Origin of the sequence: Pseudomonas sp. SCT (assembly GCF_003864275.1) — a bacterium.
In the GTDB taxonomy this organism is placed as follows: Bacteria; Pseudomonadota; Gammaproteobacteria; order Pseudomonadales; family Pseudomonadaceae; genus Stutzerimonas; species Stutzerimonas stutzeri_AE.
Window position 1 is genome coordinate 465,363 of the sequence record NZ_BDJA01000002.1, and the last position, 16,530, is coordinate 481,892.

A 16,530-nucleotide genomic window follows, 5' to 3' on the forward strand; every position below is an offset into this window, starting at 1 on the left:
GTGGCCATTCTAACCCTCATCGGGGCACTGGCCGAAATGAGCTGCTCCGGTGATTCGTGCCTGCGCCCGGTCCGGGTTCTTAGATCGTTAAAGCTGTCGAGCCAGTGGCCAAAGGCAGTGCTGAAAGGAGAGGGGATGCATCAGCGCATCGACAACATGCTTGAGTTCGGCCGCTTTCTCGTCAGGCGTTTCCTGGCGGACCAAGGGCCTCACAGCGCAGCGGCCTTGACCTACACCACGCTGTTCGCCGTGGTGCCGATGATGACCGTCACCTTCGCCATGCTGTCGGCGATTCCCGCGTTCAAGGGGGTCGGCGAGCAGATCCAGTTCTACATCTTCAACAATTTCATTCCGTCTACCGGTGCGACGATTCAGGAATATCTGCTGGCCTTTACCAGCCAGGCGCGGCAGCTCACCTGGTTCGGTGTCGGCTTTCTCATGGCCACCGCGTTGATGATGCTGCTGACCATCGAGAAGGCATTCAACACTATCTGGCGCGTTCGTCAGCCGCGCAGGGGGGTGTCGAGCTTTCTGCTGTACTGGGCAATTCTCAGTCTGGGGCCGCTGCTGCTGGGCGCCGGGTTTGCTACCAGCACCTACATCGCTTCGCTCTCGTTGATTTCAGGGCCTTACGCACTGATCGGTGTCGGCACGCTGATAAAGGTGATGCCTTTGCTGCTCAGCGTGGCGGCTTTCACCCTGATCTATGCTGCTGTGCCCAATACCCGCGTTCCGCTGCAGCATGCCATTGTCGGCGGGGTTTTCACTGCCGTGCTGTTCGAGGCCGCGAAGCAGCTGTTCGGTGTGTATGTCAGTTATTTCCCCAGTTATCAGCTGATCTACGGGGCCTTCGCTGCCGTTCCGTTGTTCCTGCTGTGGGTCTACCTGTCCTGGATGATCGTGCTCTTCGGTGCGGAGCTCGTATGCGGCCTATCTTCATCTCAGCAATGGCGTCGGCGGCCACTGCCACGTTTGTTGGTAATGCTGATGCTCCTGCGCAATCTACATCAGCGCCAGCAGGACGGACGTGAGATGCATCTGCGCGATTTGCACAAAGCTGGCCTACGCCTGCCGGAAGATGAGTGGGACGAAATACTTGGGTTCTTCGAACAGGAGCAGCTGGTCTGCCGCACCGGATCGGGAGGCTGGGTGCTCTGCCGTGACTTGAGCCATTACAGCCTGGACCAGCTGCTGCGGTGCAATCCCTGGCCTTTGTCGGCGCGGGTCGAGTTACCCGAGCAACTCGACGAGCCCTGGTACCCAACGCTACGCCGATCGCTCGAACTGCTGCAGCAGGAACAGGGCAATCTGTTCGGTGGCAGTCTCGCGGACTGGCTGCAAGCCGGTGGTGACAAAAAACGTCAGTAAGGGAGTGATTGCGCGAGAGTCGTTCTCAACCGCTGCTTCCACTGAGGGCTCGCAAAGGCACGGATATCAGGCGCGTCGACGTCCGTTAGCGTAGTGGCACGGTTTTGGCTATTACTTCGGTGGCTGAGAGGAGCGCGTGATGAACGGCAAGCGCAGCACAATTCTATATATGCATCAGCGAGCGCCAGACGCAGCGCTCGAAGCATTGAACCGCCTGACCGGTCTGCGCTTTACGCAGTGGCCCGAGTCGCTCGTGGATCGGTCTCGCACGCAGCTGAGCCCTGCACGCGATGTGTCAGGAGCTCCACTGATCGAGGCCCAAAAGGTCAACGGTTGATATCAGGCCTGTACGGCTTTCATTTCAGCGGCGACAGGCTCGACGGGATGGACGAACAGCTCTTCGACCGTAACCGCTGCAACCGCTGCCGCCGGCCGCAGATGCATCTGCAGGTCCTCGATCTTGTGACGAACCGGCAGTCGCGCAACGCCTGATAGCAGTATCTTTCCCGCGCCATCGGTTCGCCCGTGATCAACGGCCGCTTCTCGCTGTTGCTGGCCGTCGCGATACTTGGCGACAAGCGACACCGCCAGCCCTGCGTGCCCTTGCAGCTGCAACCAGCTCGCAACGTTGAATTCGGCGACGCGGCCGTCGTATGTGGTTAGGGCGATGGCGGCTTTTTCGACGATCCGCGAGGGAACTGTTCCGATCAGTTTGTCGTGAAGTTGGGACATGGTTTCGCTACTGGCAGACGGTGAAGGTGCGGAATTATAGGCAGTGCCAGTCGGGCAAAACTGTGCACTTGAGCGTCGGGGTGCGTGACCGGAATCGCAGAACGGCAAAAACGCGACGGTTACTTGGCGCCACCAGCTTTGGTGTCAGGTAACGGTCCGCCTGACTGCCTCTGGCGGCATGGACGCTGTATCCTCCGGGTGCCTACGCAAGAGAGCCTCTTATGACCAAGCCTTTTGTCACATCCTTGCTTCTGCTTGCCTGCCTGTTGCTGTCCGCCTGCGAAAAGGATTGGGGCGTCGATCAGCACGGGCAGGAGATCACCGCTGCGCATTTGCAGGGCAAGTGGTTGTTGATCAATTACTGGGCCGAATGGTGCGGGCCCTGTCGTACCGAGATACCAGAACTTAATACCTTGGCTATGTCTGAGCACAATCTGGAGGTGCTCGGGGTCAACTTCGATGAGCTGCGTGGTGAGGAACTTGCAGAAGCTGCCGAGGCGCTGGGGATTCGCTTTCGCGTGCTCAGCGACGACCCCGCCGAGCGGCTGAAATTGTCACGCAGCGAAGTGCTGCCAGTGACCTACCTTGTCGACGATAAAGGCGCTGTTCGAGAGCGTCTGATCGGCGAGCAAAGCGCTGCCGGGATACTCGCGCATCTGGAGAGATTGAGAGGCGAGTAGCGCGGGCGCGTCATGGTTTGACGTACCAGAAGTCCTGCCAGAATCCGATCACCTTGGCGGGGTAGCGGTTCTTGCCCAGGCTTCCGTTATAGCGCGCCAGCGCTCGATTGATGTCGCCGTTTTCCTTCTTCAGGTAATAACTGAGGATGGTGCAGCCATAGCGAAGATTGGTGGCGTTGTCGGTAAGGTTATCCTGAGGTCGTCCTAGTTCGGCTTTCCAGAAAGGCATGACCTGCATCATGCCTTGGGCTCCGACACTGGAAATGGCGAAGCGGTCGAAGAGGCTTTCGGCATGGATCAACGCCAGCACCAGTTCAGGCTTCAGGCCCGCCTTGCTTGCCTCGCGATGCACCAGCCGGAGAATCGACAGCCTTTCCTCGGCATCCGGCACGTAGCGCTTGAGCCGCCCGGACATGTCTACCAGCCAGACTTCCGCATCGAAGCGATCCTGAAAGCTGTCCGCCTCGGCCACGGTCCGTTGCATGAGATCGCGCAGCTCCGGCTCTGGAGCCTGGCGGATGTTGGCGGTTGCCGGCAGGGCGCACGCAAGCAGCAGGGCGAGCAGAAGAGCGGACGTCTTCATTGGTCTCAGTTCCCGCTGCTGCCTTCGATCAGGCTCTGCAGAAACTCTTGCTGCAGCTCGGGGTCGTTGCGTGTCAGCTCGATCAGGCTCTGCTCAAGCTCGCTCGCTTCCTCTTCCAGACCCAATTCAGACAGGCGTCGAACGCGGTGCACCCATTGCGCTACATCGTCGCCCTCGAGATCGTTGAAAATCAGGTCGTGCGCTTCCTGCAACTTGCCGCGCAGCTTGTGGCTGACCAGCAGGGTCGCATCTGCTCGCGTGCCGTCCTGGCTATCTTCGACCGACAACTGCAGCTTGCCGATCTGCGCAACATCCTGATCGGCGAAAGGGCCATCCAGCAGATTGAGGCGCAGAACGCCGTGGCGATCGGTGGACAGTTCATGGGTGTCCGGCCCGGCAATGACTGTCACCGGCCGCTCGGCCCAAGGCAGGCTGGTGTATTCGAGTCGCGCATCCCGGCGCTGCTCATTGAGGCTGGCCAGGTTCTGTTGCGAGCGCCCATTCGACTCGACGTTCATGAACGGGTTGATGCCGGCGAACCCGTAGCTGATCCAGCCGCGGGTGGCGCGTTCTGGAACGTTGCCGAGCATCACTACGTTGAGCACGTTGGCGCCTACGCCGGCGACTACTGCGACGATACCCATAGGGATTTCGTACAGCTCGCGCCAAGGTTGGTAGGGTGTGTAGCGATCGTAACGACGCGTGACCTCGAAGTCAGTGACTTCGAAGGTCTTCTGCTCCTGCACACGGATGCGCCGTTGCGGCAGCTCCAGTACCTGAGGCTCACCAAGCTCGATGCGCAGGCTATGGTCGAGCAGCTTGCGCTCGGTGCGCGCCTCATGCTCGCTGCGTTGCGGCAAGTGGTTAGCGCAGCCACCAAGGAGCAGCGCCGCACCAATGGCGACGCTGGTTGAAACGACAACACGTCGGTTGAACATGGTTTCCGATCAGCGATTAGCACGCGAGTTGATGAAAGACAGGATTTCAGCTGCCGCGACCGGCTGAGGTTGGGCGTCACGGCGGTGTTTGTATTCCAGGGTGCCGTCAGCCAACCCGCGATCGCTGATTACGATCCGATGCGGAATGCCGATCAGCTCCATGTCGGCGAATTTGACGCCGGGACTGGTCTTTTTGTCACGGTCGTCGAGCAGCACTTCGTAGCCGGCCGCGATGAGTTCGGCGTATAGCTTGTCAGTCGCCTCTTTCACCACCTCGTTCTCGTACTTCATCGGCACCAGGGCGATCTGGAAGGGGGCGAGTGCGTCCGGCCAGAGGATGCCGCGATCATCGTAGTTCTGCTCGATCGCAGCGGCTACCACACGGGATACGCCGATGCCGTAGCAGCCCATGATCAGAGTGGCCGGCTTGCCGTTCTCGCCCATCACCTGGCAGTTCATGGCTTCGCTGTATTTCGTGCCGAGCTGGAAGATGTGTCCGACTTCGATGCCGCGCTTGATGACCAGTTTGCCCTGACCATCCGGGCTCGGATCGCCAGCGACGACGTTGCGCAGGTCGGCGATCTGCGGCAGCGGCAGGTCGCGCTCCCAGTTCAGGCCAAAGTAGTGTTTGTCGTCGATATTGGCGCCGGCGCCGAAATCGCTCATCAGTGCGACAGAGCGATCAATCACGCATGGGATCGGCAGACTCAGCGGGCCTAGCGAGCCGGGGCCGGCACCGATGGCTGCGCGGATTTCTGCTTCGGTGGCGAATACAAGTGGGCTGGCAACCTGCTCGAGGTTCGCAGCCTTGATTTCATTGAGCTCATGGTCGCCGCGCACGATCAGGGCGATTAGTTGGCCTTTTTCGATGCCATGGACGACCAGCGTCTTAACGGTCTTCTCGATTGCCAGGTCAAACTGTTCAACCAGCTCGATGATTGTCTTGGCGTTAGGTGTGTCGACCAGACGCAGCTCTTCGCTGGCCGCTCCACGTTCGGTTTCGCGCGGAATGGCTTCGGCCTTCTCGATATTGGCGGCGTAGTCGGAGGTGTCGCTGAAGGCGATATCATCCTCACCAGACTCTGCCAATACGTGAAACTCATGGGAGCCGGTTCCGCCAATGGAGCCGGTGTCCGCCTGCACGGGACGGAAGTCGAGGCCGAGGCGAGTGAACACGTTGCAGTACGCCTGATGCATGCGGTCGTAGGTGTCCTGCAGCGACTCCTGAGTCAGATGGAAGGAGTAGGCGTCCTTCATCAGGAATTCGCGGCCACGCATCAGACCGAAACGCGGGCGTATCTCGTCGCGGAATTTGGTCTGGATCTGGTAGAAGTTGATCGGCAGCTGCTTGTAGCTGTGGAGCTCATTGCGTGCCAGGTCGGTAATGACCTCTTCATGGGTTGGGCCGACGCAGAACTCGCGGTTATGGCGATCCTTCAGTCGCAGCAGCTCCGGGCCGTACTGTTCCCAACGACCGGATTCCTGCCAAAGCTCAGCCGGCTGGATAGCGGGCATCAGCACTTCCAGGGCACCAGCTTTGTTCATCTCCTCGCGAACGATGGCCTCGGCCTTGCGCAGTGCACGCAGTCCCATCGGCATCCAGGTGTACAGTCCCGAGGCCAGCTTGCGGATCATTCCGGCGCGCAGCATCAGTTGATGGCTGATAACCACTGCATCGGATGGGGTTTCTTTGAGGGTCGAGAGCAGGAACTGACTGGTGCGCATGTGGCCGTTATGTCCTTGCAGAGGCTGAAATTTAGCTCGGCATTGTACGGCGCGCGTGGTGCTGCGTATAGGATCGACATGGCCGCTGGGCTGGGCGTAGAAACGAAGAGCCCGGCTTTCGCCGGGCTCAGTTTTGCATCGAATCAACTGTGCACCTGGGTTACAGGATGCTCAGCGGGTATTCGACGAATGCGCGGATCTCGTTCAGGTCTTGGCTGTAATAGTTGCGCATGTCGCTGTTGGAGCGGTAGATCGAGTTGCGCAGCTTCAGGGAGAGATCCTTGGCCGGGCCGCTCTGTACGACGTACTGGACCTGGTTGAAGAACTCACGCTCCTTACCTTCGCCGGTGCCGGTGTCTACGTTGTCGCCGTATACATAGGCGGTTTTCCAGAACAGGCCGGGAACACCATAGCCACTGAAGTCCAGCTCATAGCTGGCCTGCCAGGAGCGCTCATCCTTGGAGTTGAAGTCGGAGTAGTACGAGTTGGCTACCCAGATCGAGCCGCCGCCGTCGCCGATGTCGTATTCGTAGTTGCCGTCGCCAGTCACGCGCTGGTGGGCGAGGATGAAAGCGTGTGAGCCGACAGAATACTTGGCTGCAAGGCTCCAGATCGTGGTGTCTTGAGTCTCGTCGAAGGCTTGCTTGTCGTATTTATTGTCGTAAATGTTGAAGTCGAAAGCCAAAGACTGAGCGTCAGCGAAAGGCATGACGTAGTTGATATTGGCGTACTTCTTCTTGGCGACATCTTCGTTGTCTGCGTAATACAGGGAGGCGCTCAGGTTGTCATTGATTGCATAGGTGCCACCTATGACGTCAATGCTCTTGAGAGTCCGGTCTAGGTAGTTAAGCGAGTCGCGGCTAGAGGTTTGCATCGCGCTGTCCGCAGTGAAGCGGCCAGCATTCAGCTCCAAGCCTTCGATCTCGTTACTGGTGATCAGTGTGCCGGTGAATGACTCAGGCAGCAGGCGCGAATCGTCATATGCCAGAACTGGCATGGACGGGAACTGGTTGCCGTACTTGATCACTGTGTTGGAGAACTGTGCCTTGATGGCTGCGCCGGCCTGCGAGAGGTCGCGCTCCGGGTCGCCATTGGAGTCGCGCTCGAACATCGCGCCATAGGTGTGGCCGCGACCGCCATCGAGGCGAACGCCAAGGATGCCGTAGGCATCAACACCTACACCGATGGTGCCTTGGGTGAAGCCGGACTCGAACGTGGTGATGAAGCCTTGGCCCCAGCTGCGTGCGTCGCCTCGCCCGTCTTTGTAGTCGCGATTGAAGTACGTGTTGCGCAGCAACAGATCGAGGCTCGCGTCCTCGACGAAACCCTTGGACTCCGATTGCTGGCTGGCCAGCGCCATCTGGGAGGTGCCCGCCGCTACGGCTAGGGCGATTACGCTCCACTTCATCACTTTCATTGTGATTGCTCCTTTGGTTTAAAAACGGTGCTTACCTTCCGCGGTTGCGCGGAAAGGGTGCAACTTTTTAGTCCTGCATCGGGCTTTGCCAGTCATGGCCGCTGTCGCGAATAAAGCCATCCAGAGACTTTACTGTTTAGCTCTAGTGGTGCGCTAGAGCAAGCAATGTGTGTTTCTTTGCGGTGCTTCAAGCCTCTTTCAGGTTCCCGTGCACTCTGCTAGCAAAAAGCGTACTCAAATTCGCTCTGCGCTCATTCGTTGCCTCGCCGCCGCTTTTCCTTCGAATATGCACCAGGAACGCGCGGTGTCACTGCAGCCAGGCACCGTTGCTGTGCGCCGTAGAGCTTGTTGTGCGGTGTGCATGGAGTATCCTTTTTCGATCCCAGTGCAGCAGTACGCACTTTCATTTTCGGTTCGCAGGGGAGTTATATGTTCGTACTCGATTCGCGTCTGGAGCAGGATACGTTGCTGCTTGGTGACTTCCCGCTCTGCCGGTTGTTGTTGATGAACGATGCGCAGTATCCGTGGTTCATCTTGGTGCCGCGTCGTGAAGAGGTTAGTGAGTTGTTCCAGCTTGACACTGCGGATCAACAAGCACTGTGGCAAGAGGCTACGTCGCTGGCCGAGACGGTGAAAGACACTTTTGGGGCGGACAAGATGAACGTTGCCACTCTTGGTAATGTGGTCAGCCAGCTGCACGTTCACGTCATTGCAAGGCGCCGCGATGATCCCGCTTGGCCGGGACCGGTCTGGGGTAAGCATCCGGCACAGCCATACAGCGCCGAACAGGTTGCTGCGATCAGGAACAAGCTCAAGCTGGTGCTGACCGATCACTTCCGATTTGGAGAATGACGATGGATCTGGAGTCGCGTGTTACGGATCTGGAGACGCGCCTGGCATTTCAGGACGATACGATCCAGGCGCTGAATGATGTGCTCGTCGAGCAGCAGCGGGCCATGCAACGGATGCAGCTGCAGCTGCGCGCGTTGGCGAAGCGTCAGGAGGAGATGCAGGTGCCGCTGGACGCTGGCGAGGATGAAGCCCCGCCACCGCACTATTGAAGATTGATGTGGTGGGGAGGTGGGCTGACGCTCCCCGCCATTGAGCGCTTATCGATCCGATTCAACCGGGACGACGTCCTCTGCCTGAAGGCCTTTGTCGCGCATCATGATGCTGAACTCCACCCGTTGCCCTTCGACCAGGACGCGGTGCCCCTCTCCGCGAATCGCACGGAAATGCACAAACACGTCATCTCCGCTGTCTCGCGAGATAAAACCGAAACCCTTGGAAGTGTTGAACCACTTGACGGTGCCAGCCTCGCGACCTGCCGCTGACGGTGCGCTCGTGCCAGCGGGCTTGCGGGCCGGTTTGGGCTGCGCGCGCTGTGCTTGAGGCGTGGCCAGGTGCAGCAGTACTGCAATGAAGGCAAGCAGCAGGCTGGCCAGCGTAGCGGGCTGTCCTGCGATCTCGGGGAGCGATACGAGGACGATAAAGGATTGCAGTGCGATGGAGATCAGCAGCAGTACGGACGCTGCGATCAGTGTGGGGCGGGTCCGGGCGTCTATCAGTTGAGCGGATGGCGCAAATTGCACGTTCAGCAGACCAAGCATCAGTAAGCAGAGGGCTTCAGGCTGCAGAAGCAGAGGCATGGCGCCGCGCAGGCTGGGAACAAAGGACAGTAACAGGGCAATGACACCCGCCAAAACATGGACGATCTTAAGCATTCTTGTATGACTCACGGTTGATAACACGACAGAAGAAGCCGCAAGGCCGGGAGCTCGTGAAAACGTTAGTCGGGCAGGGCTGAACACTGTTCGAAAAACCGCGCGGGTCCGGGCTGCAGCGCGGCGTATTTAACAGTAAAGAAGGAGGGTGCTCAAATGTGTGTTCCGCTGCTCTGGCTGAGTTCTATGGAATAGAGCGTGGCGGTGCTTTATTGGTCGCAAGGCTGGGCGGGGCGCGTAACGGCGCCCCTTCCAGGGGGCAGCTTAGGCGGACAGCAGGCTGCGCAGCATCCAGGCGGTCTTTTCATGGCTTTGCATGCGCTGGGTCAGCAGGTCTGCGGTTGGTTCGTCATTGACCTTGTCCAGCAGCGGGAAGATGCCGCGAGCGGTGCGTACGACCGCCTCCTGGCCTTCTACCAGCAGTTTGATCATCTCTTCAGTCGAAGGGACGCCTTCTTCTTCCTTGATTGAGCTCAGGCGCGCATAGGCTGCGTAAGTGCCCGGTGCCGGGAAGCCCAGGGTCCGGATGCGTTCGGCAATATCGTCCACCGCGAGGGCGAGTTCGGTGTACTGGGTTTCGAACATGGTATGCAGCGTGTTGAACATCGGCCCGGTAACGTTCCAGTGGAAGTTGTGGGTCTTCAAGTACAAGGTATAGGTGTCGGCGAGCAGGCGAGACAGGCCCTCGGCGATGGCTGCCCGGTCCTGTTCAGCGATGCCAATGTTGATTTCCATGTTTTTCTCCTGATGGATGGTTCAGTTATTAGTTATGCCAGAAAACTGCATGGCTTTGTGAAGCGATGCGCCTCTGGCTCAACACTCGTGGTTTTGGAAGGCCTGGATGGATGAGGGGTTCCGTCCGCAAGAATTCGAATCCCCGGGGCAACGGCTGCGCCGAGGTAATTATGTAGATATAATCTCGCGCTTATGCCCGGCGGCCTCTGCGCAAGCCGCAGCGCCTGGTGTCATCTGCGGTAACGCTTGCGGCAAGCGCCGCTTGCTCAGAGCAGCAACGGGGCTGTCAGCCTGTCGCGGCTCTAGCGCCCCATCGAATTCAAGATACGAGAAGCGAACTCCACCATGATGCGCAGCCACTATTGCGGCCAACTGAACGAAAGCCTGGACGGCCAGGAAATCACTCTTTGCGGCTGGGTACATCGCCGTCGTGACCATGGCGGGGTGATCTTCCTCGACGTGCGTGATCGTGAGGGCCTGGCTCAGGTGGTCTTCGATCCCGATCGCGCGGAAACCTTCGCCACTGCGGACAAGGTGCGTAGCGAGTATGTGGTGAAGATCACCGGCAAGGTGCGCCTGCGCCCGGCTGGTGCGGTGAACCCGAACATCGCTTCTGGTGCCATCGAAGTCCTCGGTTACGAGCTGGACGTGCTCAACGATGCGGAGACGCCGCCGTTCCCGCTCAACGAGTACAGCGATGTTGGCGAAGAGACGCGGCTGCGCTATCGCTTCATCGACCTGCGTCGTCCGGAAATGGCCGAGAAGCTCAAGCTGCGTTCGCGTATCACCGCCAGCATTCGCCGCTACCTGGATGAAAATGGTTTCCTGGATGTGGAAACCCCGATCCTGGGCCGCCCGACGCCCGAAGGCGCCCGTGACTATCTGGTACCCAGCCGTACCCATGCTGGTAACTTCTTCGCTCTGCCGCAGTCGCCGCAGCTGTTCAAGCAGCTGCTGATGGTTGCCGGTTTCGACCGCTACTACCAGATCGCCAAGTGCTTCCGCGACGAAGACCTGCGCGCTGATCGCCAGCCCGAGTTCACCCAGATCGACATCGAGACCAGCTTCCTCGACGAAGCGGACATCATCGATATCACCGAAGGCATGATCCGTAAGCTGTTCAAGGAAGTGCTGGATCTGGAGTTTGGTGAGTTCCCGCACATGCCGTTCGAAGAGGCCATGCGTCGTTACGGCTCGGACAAGCCCGACCTGCGCATTCCGCTTGAATTGGTGGATGTGGCCGATCAGCTCAACGCCGTCGAGTTCAAGGTGTTCTCCGGGCCGGCCAATGATCCGAAGGGGCGCGTCGCTGCCCTGCGCGTTCCGGGTGCGGCGAGCATGCCGCGCAGCCAGATCGACGACTACACCAAGTTCGTCGGCATCTATGGCGCTAAGGGCCTGGCCTACATCAAGGTCAACGAGCGCGCCAAGGGTGTCGAAGGTCTGCAGTCGCCGATCGTCAAGTTCATCCCGGAAGACAATCTCAACGTGATCCTCGATCGTGTGGGTGCGGTCGATGGCGACATCGTCTTCTTCGGTGCCGACAAGGCGAAGATCGTCTCCGAAGCGCTGGGCGCGCTGCGTATCAAGATCGGTCACGACCTCAAGCTGCTGACCTGTGACTGGGCGCCGCTGTGGGTGGTCGACTTCCCGATGTTCGAGGAGAACGATGACGGCTCGCTGAGCGCGCTGCACCACCCGTTTACCGCGCCGAAGTGCACGCCGCAGGAGCTGGAGGCCAACCCGGCTGCCGCTCTGTCGCGTGCCTACGACATGGTCCTCAATGGTACCGAACTGGGTGGCGGTTCGATCCGTATTCATCGCAAGGAAATGCAGCAGACCGTGTTCCGCATTCTTGGCATCGATGAAGCCGAGCAGGAAGAGAAGTTCGGCTTCCTCCTCGATGCGCTGAAATTTGGCGCGCCGCCTCACGGTGGTCTGGCCTTCGGTCTCGATCGCCTGGTGATGCTGATGACCGGTGCGCAGTCCATTCGTGAAGTGATCGCCTTCCCGAAAACCCAGAGTGCTGCGGACGTGATGACCCAGGCACCGGGTGCGGTGGACAACAAGGCGCTACGCGATCTGCATATCCGTCTGCGCGAGCAGCCGAAGGCGGAATAAGCGCTACCCGAAGCCTGGCTCTGCCAGGCTTCTTCGTCTTGCGGCCTCGAGCCGTACAGGCGTTACGGTGATGGCCGCTTCGCCCTGATGGCTAGCTGCAGGCGGGGCGGTTATCGAGATATCCGATTCAGTCGAAGAATGGAGTGAGTTATGGCTGGTCATTCCAAATGGGCCAATATCAAGCACCGCAAAGAGCGCCAGGACGCCAAGCGGGGCAAGATTTTCACTAAGTTGATCCGTGAGCTGACCGTGGCGGCCAAGCATGGCGGCGGCGTGCCGGCGGATAACCCGCGTCTGCGTCTGGCTGTCGACAAGGCGCTGACGGCCAACATGTCGCGTGACGTCATCGATCGCGCCATCGCACGGGGGGCAGGCTCCAGCGAGGCGGACAACATGACCGAGCTGAGCTACGAGGGTTACGCGCCAAGCGGCGTGGCCATCATCATCGAGGCCATGACCGACAATCGCAACCGTACTGCGGCCGAAGTGCGCCACGCCTTCAGCAAGAACGGCGGCAACCTCGGTACTGATGGCTCAGTCGCCTATATGTTCGATCGCAAGGGTCAGATCAGCTATGCGCCTGGTGTCGATGAAGATGCATTGATGGAGGCGGCGCTGGAGGCGGGGGCGGACGATGTCGTCAGTCAGGAGGATGGCTCGGTCGAAATCTATACCAGCTTTGCCGATTTCCTCTCGGTCAACGAGGCGCTGACGCAGGCTGGCTTCAAGGGTGACGAGGCGGAAGTGGCGATGATCCCCTCCATCATGGCGCCCATCACCGATGTCGAGACGGCGCAAAAGGTTCTGCGTCTGATCGATGCGCTGGAAGATCTGGATGACGTGCAGAACGTCTACCACAACGCGGAGATCTCCGACGAGATCATGCAGCAGTTGGGGTGAGCGACAACGCCATTCGTAGCCGGGAGTCGCATAAATGTGCTCCCGGCTTTTTTACGGCTAGCGCATTTAGCGGGGTGCCGCCCTAGTGCTCGGTGGCGGATCAGGCAGCGGCTCCGTATACTCGCCACTGGATAAATAGACAGCACGGCCAAGGCATGACGCTGATTTTGGGTATCGACCCCGGCTCTCGGATTACCGGTTACGGTGTTGTGCGCGACACTGGCCGCGGGTGTGAATATGTCGCGTCCGGCTGCATTCGTACCGGCACTGGCGAATTGCCCGAGCGGCTTCGTGCCGTATTCAGTGGAGTCAGCGAGGTCATTCGAACCTACGGCCCGGTGACCATGGGCATCGAGCAGGTGTTCATGGCGCGCAATGCCGACTCGGCGCTGAAGCTCGGCCAGGCCCGTGGGGCGGCCATCGTCGCCGGTGCCGAAGCGGGGCTGCAGATCGCCGAATACACCGCGACGCAGGTCAAGCAGGCGATCGCTGGAACCGGCGGTGCGGACAAGCAGCAGGTGCAGATGATGGTCATGCACCTACTCAAGCTTCTGGAAAAACCACAGATCGATGCGTCTGATGCGCTGGCGATTGCGCTGTGTCACGCCCATCACCGGCAGAGCCTGATTCCACACGGCCTGGTCGGCGCCAAACGGCGAGGCGGGCGGTTGCGTCTGTAGTCGGCGCAAGCTTGTGGGTTGGACGAATAATCGACTGGTCGCCAGAAATGGGATGGCCATGGAGGACACAGATTGATCGGACGTTTGCGCGGCACGCTGGCGGAAAAGCAACCGCCGCATCTGATTCTCGACGTAAACGGCATTGGCTATGAGGTCGAGGTGCCGATGACGACGTTGTACCGCCTGCCAGCGGTTGGTGAGCCGGTGACGCTGCATACGCACCTCGTCGTGCGCGAAGATGCACAACTACTTTATGGCTTCTCCGAAAAGCGCGAGCGCGAACTTTTCCGCGAGCTGATCCGTTTGAACGGCGTTGGTCCCAAGCTGGCGCTGGCATTGATGTCCGGGTTGGAGGTTGATGAGCTGGTGCGTTGCGTGCAGGCGCAGGACACTTCGGTGCTGGTACGCATACCAGGCGTCGGCAAGAAAACCGCCGAGCGGCTCCTGGTCGAGCTGAAGGATCGCTTCAAGGCGTGGGAAGCCATGCCTGCGATAGCGACCTTCGTGGTTGAACCTGGGAGCAAAACGGCAGTCACAAGCGCCGAGAATGATGCGGTCAGCGCGTTGATCTCCCTGGGCTTCAAGCCGCAGGAAGCCAGTCGTGCAGTGTCCGCCATACAGGAAGATGATTTGAGCAGTGAAGAAATGATCCGTCGCGCCCTCAAGGGCATGGTGTAAGCCATGATCGAAGCGGATCGTATCGTCACTGCAGGCAGTCGCGATCGCGACGAACAACTGGATCGCGCGATTCGGCCACTCAAACTGGCCGAGTACATCGGGCAGCCGGTCGTTCGCGAGCAGATGGACCTCTTCATCCGTGCCGCCAAGGGCCGCCAGGAAGCGCTCGATCACACGCTCATCTTTGGTCCGCCGGGGCTGGGCAAGACCACGTTGGCGAACATCATCGCCGAAGAGATGGGTGTGTCGATCAAGAGCACATCCGGGCCGGTGCTCGAGCGGCCGGGTGACCTGGCCGCATTGCTGACCAATCTGGAAGCTGGCGACGTGCTGTTCGTCGACGAAATCCACCGGCTCTCGCCCATCGTTGAGGAAGTGCTGTATCCGGCGATGGAAGATTTTCAGCTGGACATCATGATCGGCGAGGGGCCGGCGGCGCGTTCGATCAAACTGGATTTGCCGCCATTCACCCTCGTGGGTGCCACCACCCGTGCCGGCATGCTGACCAATCCGTTGCGCGATCGCTTCGGTATCGTCCAGCGGCTGGAGTTCTACTCCACCGAGGACCTGGCGACCATCGTCAGCCGCTCGGCCAGCATTCTGGGTCTGCCAACCGAGCCCGAAGGTGCGTTCGAGATCGCTCGAAGAGCGCGTGGGACTCCGCGAATCGCCAACCGATTGTTACGCCGCGTGCGCGATTTCGCCGAGGTGCGCGGTCGCGGTGAGATCACCCGGCAGATCGCCGACCTCGCACTGAACATGCTCGACGTCGACGAGCGAGGCTTCGATCATCAGGACCGCCGGTTGCTGCTGACGCTGATCGAGAAGTTCGATGGCGGCCCGGTGGGAATCGACAGTTTGGCCGCCGCGATCAGCGAAGAGCGGCATACCATCGAGGACGTCCTTGAGCCCTACCTCATCCAGCAGGGCTACATCATGCGCACGCCGCGCGGCCGGGTCGTCACTCGTCACGCCTATCTCCATTTCGGCCTCAACCTGCCTAAACGCATGGGCGACGCGCCGACCCCGGATCTGTTCGATGGCGACATAGTTTGACGAAAATATTGTTGTCTTACCCGATTGGCATTTACAGGGCCGAGCACTAGTATGCGCGCGCAAGCCGGAGCTGAAATCTTCACCCACCGCTGTCGAGTCTATTACGAGGACACCGATGCGGGCGGCATTGTCTATTACGTCAATTACCTCAAATTCATGGAGCGAGCTCGTACCGAGCGGTTGCGCAGTCTGGGATTTGCCCAGTCGCAGCTGGCCGGTGAAGACTTGCTGTTCGTCGTGCATTCGGTCGAGGCGCGGTACCGCGCTCCGGCACGACTGGACGATGAATTGCTGGTTACGGCCGAGGTGACTGAGTTGAATCGAGCCAGCCTGCGTTTTCGCCAGCAGGTCCGGCGTGCGGTAGATGATGTTCTGCTTTGTGAGGGGCAGGTGCTGGTGGCCTGCGTGCGTGCCGAAAGTTTGAAACCCCGAGCCATTCCCGAAGCGCTGCGTGTCGCCTTCGCCGGTTCGGGTCTATCCCCTGCAGGAGAGTAAGCGTGGAAGCCAACGTCGACCATATGTCCATGTGGAGCCTGATCAGCAACGCCAGCTTCGTGGTGCAGCTGGTTATGCTGATACTTGTAGGCGCTTCGGTGACCTCATGGATTCTGATTTTTCAGCGCGGCAATATGTTGCGCGCAGCGAAACGAGCGCTCGATACCTTCGAAGAGCGCTTCTGGTCGGGTATCGATCTGTCCAAGCTGTATCGTCAGGCGGGCAGCAATCCTGACCCGGACTCGGGCGTCGAGCAGATCTTTCGCGCCGGCTTCAAGGAGTTTTCCCGTCTCCGCCAGCAGCAGGGCGTCGATCCTGATGCAGTGATGGACGGCGTCAACCGCGCCATGCGCGTGGCGATTTCCCGTGAAGAGGAAAAACTCGAGCAAAGCTTGCCGTTCCTGGCGACCGTTGGTTCCACCAGCCCTTACATCGGCCTGTTTGGCACCGTTTGGGGGATCATGAACTCGTTTCGTGGCCTGGCCCAGGTTCAGCAGGCAACGCTGGCAACCGTAGCGCCTGGTATCGCCGAAGCGCTGATTGCCACTGCGATCGGTCTGTTCGCCGCGATTCCTGCGGTTATCGCCTACAACCGTTTCGCTGCTCGCGGCGAGATGCTCATCGGTCGTTACTACACCTTCGCCGATGAGTTCCAGGCCATCCTCCACCGCAAAGTTCACACCACCGAAGACTGAGGC

At 59.7% G+C, this 16,530-nt stretch carries 18 protein-coding genes and 2 pseudogenes; 12 read left to right on the top strand and 8 right to left on the bottom strand.

The window, feature by feature from the left end; all coding sequences use genetic code 11:
- Positions 1-135: 135 nt before the first annotated feature.
- Both BHD08_RS06725 and BHD08_RS06730 read left to right on the top strand, forming a co-directional pair.
- The gene (locus BHD08_RS06725) at positions 136-1,368 is read left to right on the top strand and encodes a YihY family inner membrane protein (protein ID WP_125021251.1); all 1,233 of its coding nucleotides are present in this window, start codon (positions 136-138) and stop codon (positions 1,366-1,368) included.
- 139 nt (positions 1,369-1,507) lie between these two features.
- The gene (locus BHD08_RS06730; protein WP_015276346.1) at positions 1,508-1,705 is read left to right on the top strand and encodes a hypothetical protein; all 198 of its coding nucleotides are present in this window, start codon (positions 1,508-1,510) and stop codon (positions 1,703-1,705) included.
- A 2-nt stretch (positions 1,706-1,707) separates the two neighbouring features.
- Here the strand turns inward: BHD08_RS06730 and BHD08_RS06735 are convergent, their stop codons facing one another.
- A complete protein-coding gene (locus BHD08_RS06735) occupies positions 1,708-2,100 on the bottom strand; it encodes a hypothetical protein (protein ID WP_125021252.1) in 393 nt (130 codons plus the stop codon).
- Between the two features lie 221 nt (positions 2,101-2,321).
- Here BHD08_RS06735 and BHD08_RS06740 point away from each other — a divergent pair, with 221 nt between their 5' ends.
- Entirely contained in the window at positions 2,322-2,780 is a 459-nt protein-coding gene (locus BHD08_RS06740) for a TlpA disulfide reductase family protein (protein WP_015276348.1), read from the top strand.
- 10 nt (positions 2,781-2,790) lie between these two features.
- Here the strand turns inward: BHD08_RS06740 and BHD08_RS06745 are convergent, their stop codons facing one another.
- From BHD08_RS06745 to BHD08_RS06760, 4 genes are all read right to left on the bottom strand, one after another.
- On the bottom strand, positions 2,791-3,363 hold the full coding sequence (locus BHD08_RS06745) for a lytic transglycosylase domain-containing protein (protein WP_015276349.1): 573 nt from the start codon (positions 3,361-3,363) through the stop codon (positions 2,791-2,793).
- A gap of 5 nt (positions 3,364-3,368) precedes the next feature.
- Positions 3,369-4,301 carry a hypothetical protein gene (locus BHD08_RS06750; RefSeq protein ID WP_125021253.1) on the bottom strand — a complete coding sequence of 311 codons (933 nt, stop codon included), beginning with the start codon at positions 4,299-4,301 and terminating at the stop codon, positions 3,369-3,371.
- Positions 4,302-4,310: 9 nt separating this feature from the next.
- Entirely contained in the window at positions 4,311-6,026 is a 1,716-nt protein-coding gene (locus BHD08_RS06755; RefSeq protein WP_125021254.1) for a proline--tRNA ligase, read from the bottom strand.
- A 160-nt stretch (positions 6,027-6,186) separates the two neighbouring features.
- Positions 6,187-7,443 (bottom strand): OprD family porin, encoded by a 1,257-nt coding sequence (locus tag BHD08_RS06760; protein ID WP_125021255.1) that lies wholly within the window; start codon positions 7,441-7,443, stop codon positions 6,187-6,189.
- A 429-nt stretch (positions 7,444-7,872) separates the two neighbouring features.
- Between BHD08_RS06760 and BHD08_RS06765 the strand changes: the two genes are divergently transcribed.
- Positions 7,873-8,295 (top strand): HIT domain-containing protein, encoded by a 423-nt coding sequence (locus tag BHD08_RS06765; protein ID WP_125021256.1) that lies wholly within the window; start codon positions 7,873-7,875, stop codon positions 8,293-8,295.
- Positions 8,296-8,297: 2 nt separating this feature from the next.
- Complete coding sequence (locus tag BHD08_RS06770; RefSeq protein WP_125021257.1) at positions 8,298-8,504, top strand: SlyX family protein; 207 nt, start codon at positions 8,298-8,300, stop codon at positions 8,502-8,504.
- Positions 8,505-8,552: 48 nt separating this feature from the next.
- Here BHD08_RS06770 and BHD08_RS23055 read toward each other — a convergent pair.
- From BHD08_RS23055 to BHD08_RS06780, 3 genes and pseudogenes are all read right to left on the bottom strand, one after another.
- Positions 8,553-8,771: pseudogene (locus BHD08_RS23055) on the bottom strand (cold-shock protein); the annotation flags it as partial.
- A gap of 81 nt (positions 8,772-8,852) precedes the next feature.
- Positions 8,853-9,167 (bottom strand): annotated as a pseudogene (locus tag BHD08_RS23330) (cold shock domain-containing protein membrane protein); the annotation flags it as partial.
- A gap of 264 nt (positions 9,168-9,431) precedes the next feature.
- Complete coding sequence (locus BHD08_RS06780; protein ID WP_125021258.1) at positions 9,432-9,902, bottom strand: Dps family protein; 471 nt, start codon at positions 9,900-9,902, stop codon at positions 9,432-9,434.
- Positions 9,903-10,247: 345 nt separating this feature from the next.
- Here BHD08_RS06780 and aspS point away from each other — a divergent pair, with 345 nt between their 5' ends.
- The 7 genes from aspS to tolQ all read left to right on the top strand — a co-directional run bounded on the left by aspS (position 10,248) and on the right by tolQ (position 16,527).
- Positions 10,248-12,023: an aspartate--tRNA ligase gene (aspS, locus tag BHD08_RS06785; RefSeq protein ID WP_015276357.1), complete on the top strand. Its 1,776-nt coding sequence runs from the start codon at positions 10,248-10,250 to the stop codon at positions 12,021-12,023.
- A gap of 150 nt (positions 12,024-12,173) precedes the next feature.
- Positions 12,174-12,923, top strand: coding sequence for a YebC/PmpR family DNA-binding transcriptional regulator (locus BHD08_RS06790; protein ID WP_015276358.1), 750 nt, complete (start codon positions 12,174-12,176; stop codon positions 12,921-12,923).
- 155 nt (positions 12,924-13,078) lie between these two features.
- Positions 13,079-13,603, top strand: a complete 525-nt coding sequence (gene ruvC, locus BHD08_RS06795) for a crossover junction endodeoxyribonuclease RuvC (RefSeq protein ID WP_015276359.1) — start codon at positions 13,079-13,081, stop codon at positions 13,601-13,603.
- Positions 13,604-13,675: 72 nt separating this feature from the next.
- Complete coding sequence (gene ruvA / locus BHD08_RS06800; protein WP_125021259.1) at positions 13,676-14,281, top strand: Holliday junction branch migration protein RuvA; 606 nt, start codon at positions 13,676-13,678, stop codon at positions 14,279-14,281.
- A 3-nt stretch (positions 14,282-14,284) separates the two neighbouring features.
- Positions 14,285-15,337 (top strand): Holliday junction branch migration DNA helicase RuvB, encoded by a 1,053-nt coding sequence (gene ruvB / locus BHD08_RS06805; RefSeq protein ID WP_015276361.1) that lies wholly within the window; start codon positions 14,285-14,287, stop codon positions 15,335-15,337.
- Positions 15,338-15,388: 51 nt separating this feature from the next.
- Positions 15,389-15,832, top strand: coding sequence for a tol-pal system-associated acyl-CoA thioesterase (gene ybgC / locus BHD08_RS06810; protein WP_125021260.1), 444 nt, complete (start codon positions 15,389-15,391; stop codon positions 15,830-15,832).
- A gap of 2 nt (positions 15,833-15,834) precedes the next feature.
- Positions 15,835-16,527 carry a protein TolQ gene (tolQ, locus tag BHD08_RS06815; protein ID WP_015276363.1) on the top strand — a complete coding sequence of 231 codons (693 nt, stop codon included), beginning with the start codon at positions 15,835-15,837 and terminating at the stop codon, positions 16,525-16,527.
- Positions 16,528-16,530: the final 3 nt, after the last annotated feature.

What these genes read in the sequence shown, in the direction of transcription:
- BHD08_RS06745 (WP_015276349.1), bottom strand. Translation starts at nt 3,363, where the DNA reads ATGAAGACGTCCGCTCTTCTGCTCGCCCTGCTGCTTGCGTGCGCCCTG.
- BHD08_RS06725 (WP_125021251.1), top strand. Translation starts at nt 136, where the DNA reads ATGCATCAGCGCATCGACAACATGCTTGAGTTCGGCCGCTTTCTCGTC.
- BHD08_RS06755 (WP_125021254.1), bottom strand. Translation starts at nt 6,026, where the DNA reads ATGCGCACCAGTCAGTTCCTGCTCTCGACCCTCAAAGAAACCCCATCC.
- BHD08_RS06750 (WP_125021253.1), bottom strand. Translation starts at nt 4,301, where the DNA reads ATGTTCAACCGACGTGTTGTCGTTTCAACCAGCGTCGCCATTGGTGCG.
- BHD08_RS06765 (WP_125021256.1), top strand. Translation starts at nt 7,873, where the DNA reads ATGTTCGTACTCGATTCGCGTCTGGAGCAGGATACGTTGCTGCTTGGT.
- BHD08_RS06735 (WP_125021252.1), bottom strand. Translation starts at nt 2,100, where the DNA reads ATGTCCCAACTTCACGACAAACTGATCGGAACAGTTCCCTCGCGGATC.
- ruvB (WP_015276361.1), top strand. Translation starts at nt 14,285, where the DNA reads ATGATCGAAGCGGATCGTATCGTCACTGCAGGCAGTCGCGATCGCGAC.
- BHD08_RS06790 (WP_015276358.1), top strand. Translation starts at nt 12,174, where the DNA reads ATGGCTGGTCATTCCAAATGGGCCAATATCAAGCACCGCAAAGAGCGC.
- ybgC (WP_125021260.1), top strand. Translation starts at nt 15,389, where the DNA reads ATGCGCGCGCAAGCCGGAGCTGAAATCTTCACCCACCGCTGTCGAGTC.
- BHD08_RS06730 (WP_015276346.1), top strand. Translation starts at nt 1,508, where the DNA reads ATGAACGGCAAGCGCAGCACAATTCTATATATGCATCAGCGAGCGCCA.
- BHD08_RS06780 (WP_125021258.1), bottom strand. Translation starts at nt 9,902, where the DNA reads ATGGAAATCAACATTGGCATCGCTGAACAGGACCGGGCAGCCATCGCC.
- aspS (WP_015276357.1), top strand. Translation starts at nt 10,248, where the DNA reads ATGATGCGCAGCCACTATTGCGGCCAACTGAACGAAAGCCTGGACGGC.
- BHD08_RS06740 (WP_015276348.1), top strand. Translation starts at nt 2,322, where the DNA reads ATGACCAAGCCTTTTGTCACATCCTTGCTTCTGCTTGCCTGCCTGTTG.
- ruvC (WP_015276359.1), top strand. Translation starts at nt 13,079, where the DNA reads ATGACGCTGATTTTGGGTATCGACCCCGGCTCTCGGATTACCGGTTAC.
- BHD08_RS06770 (WP_125021257.1), top strand. Translation starts at nt 8,298, where the DNA reads ATGGATCTGGAGTCGCGTGTTACGGATCTGGAGACGCGCCTGGCATTT.
- BHD08_RS06760 (WP_125021255.1), bottom strand. Translation starts at nt 7,443, where the DNA reads ATGAAAGTGATGAAGTGGAGCGTAATCGCCCTAGCCGTAGCGGCGGGC.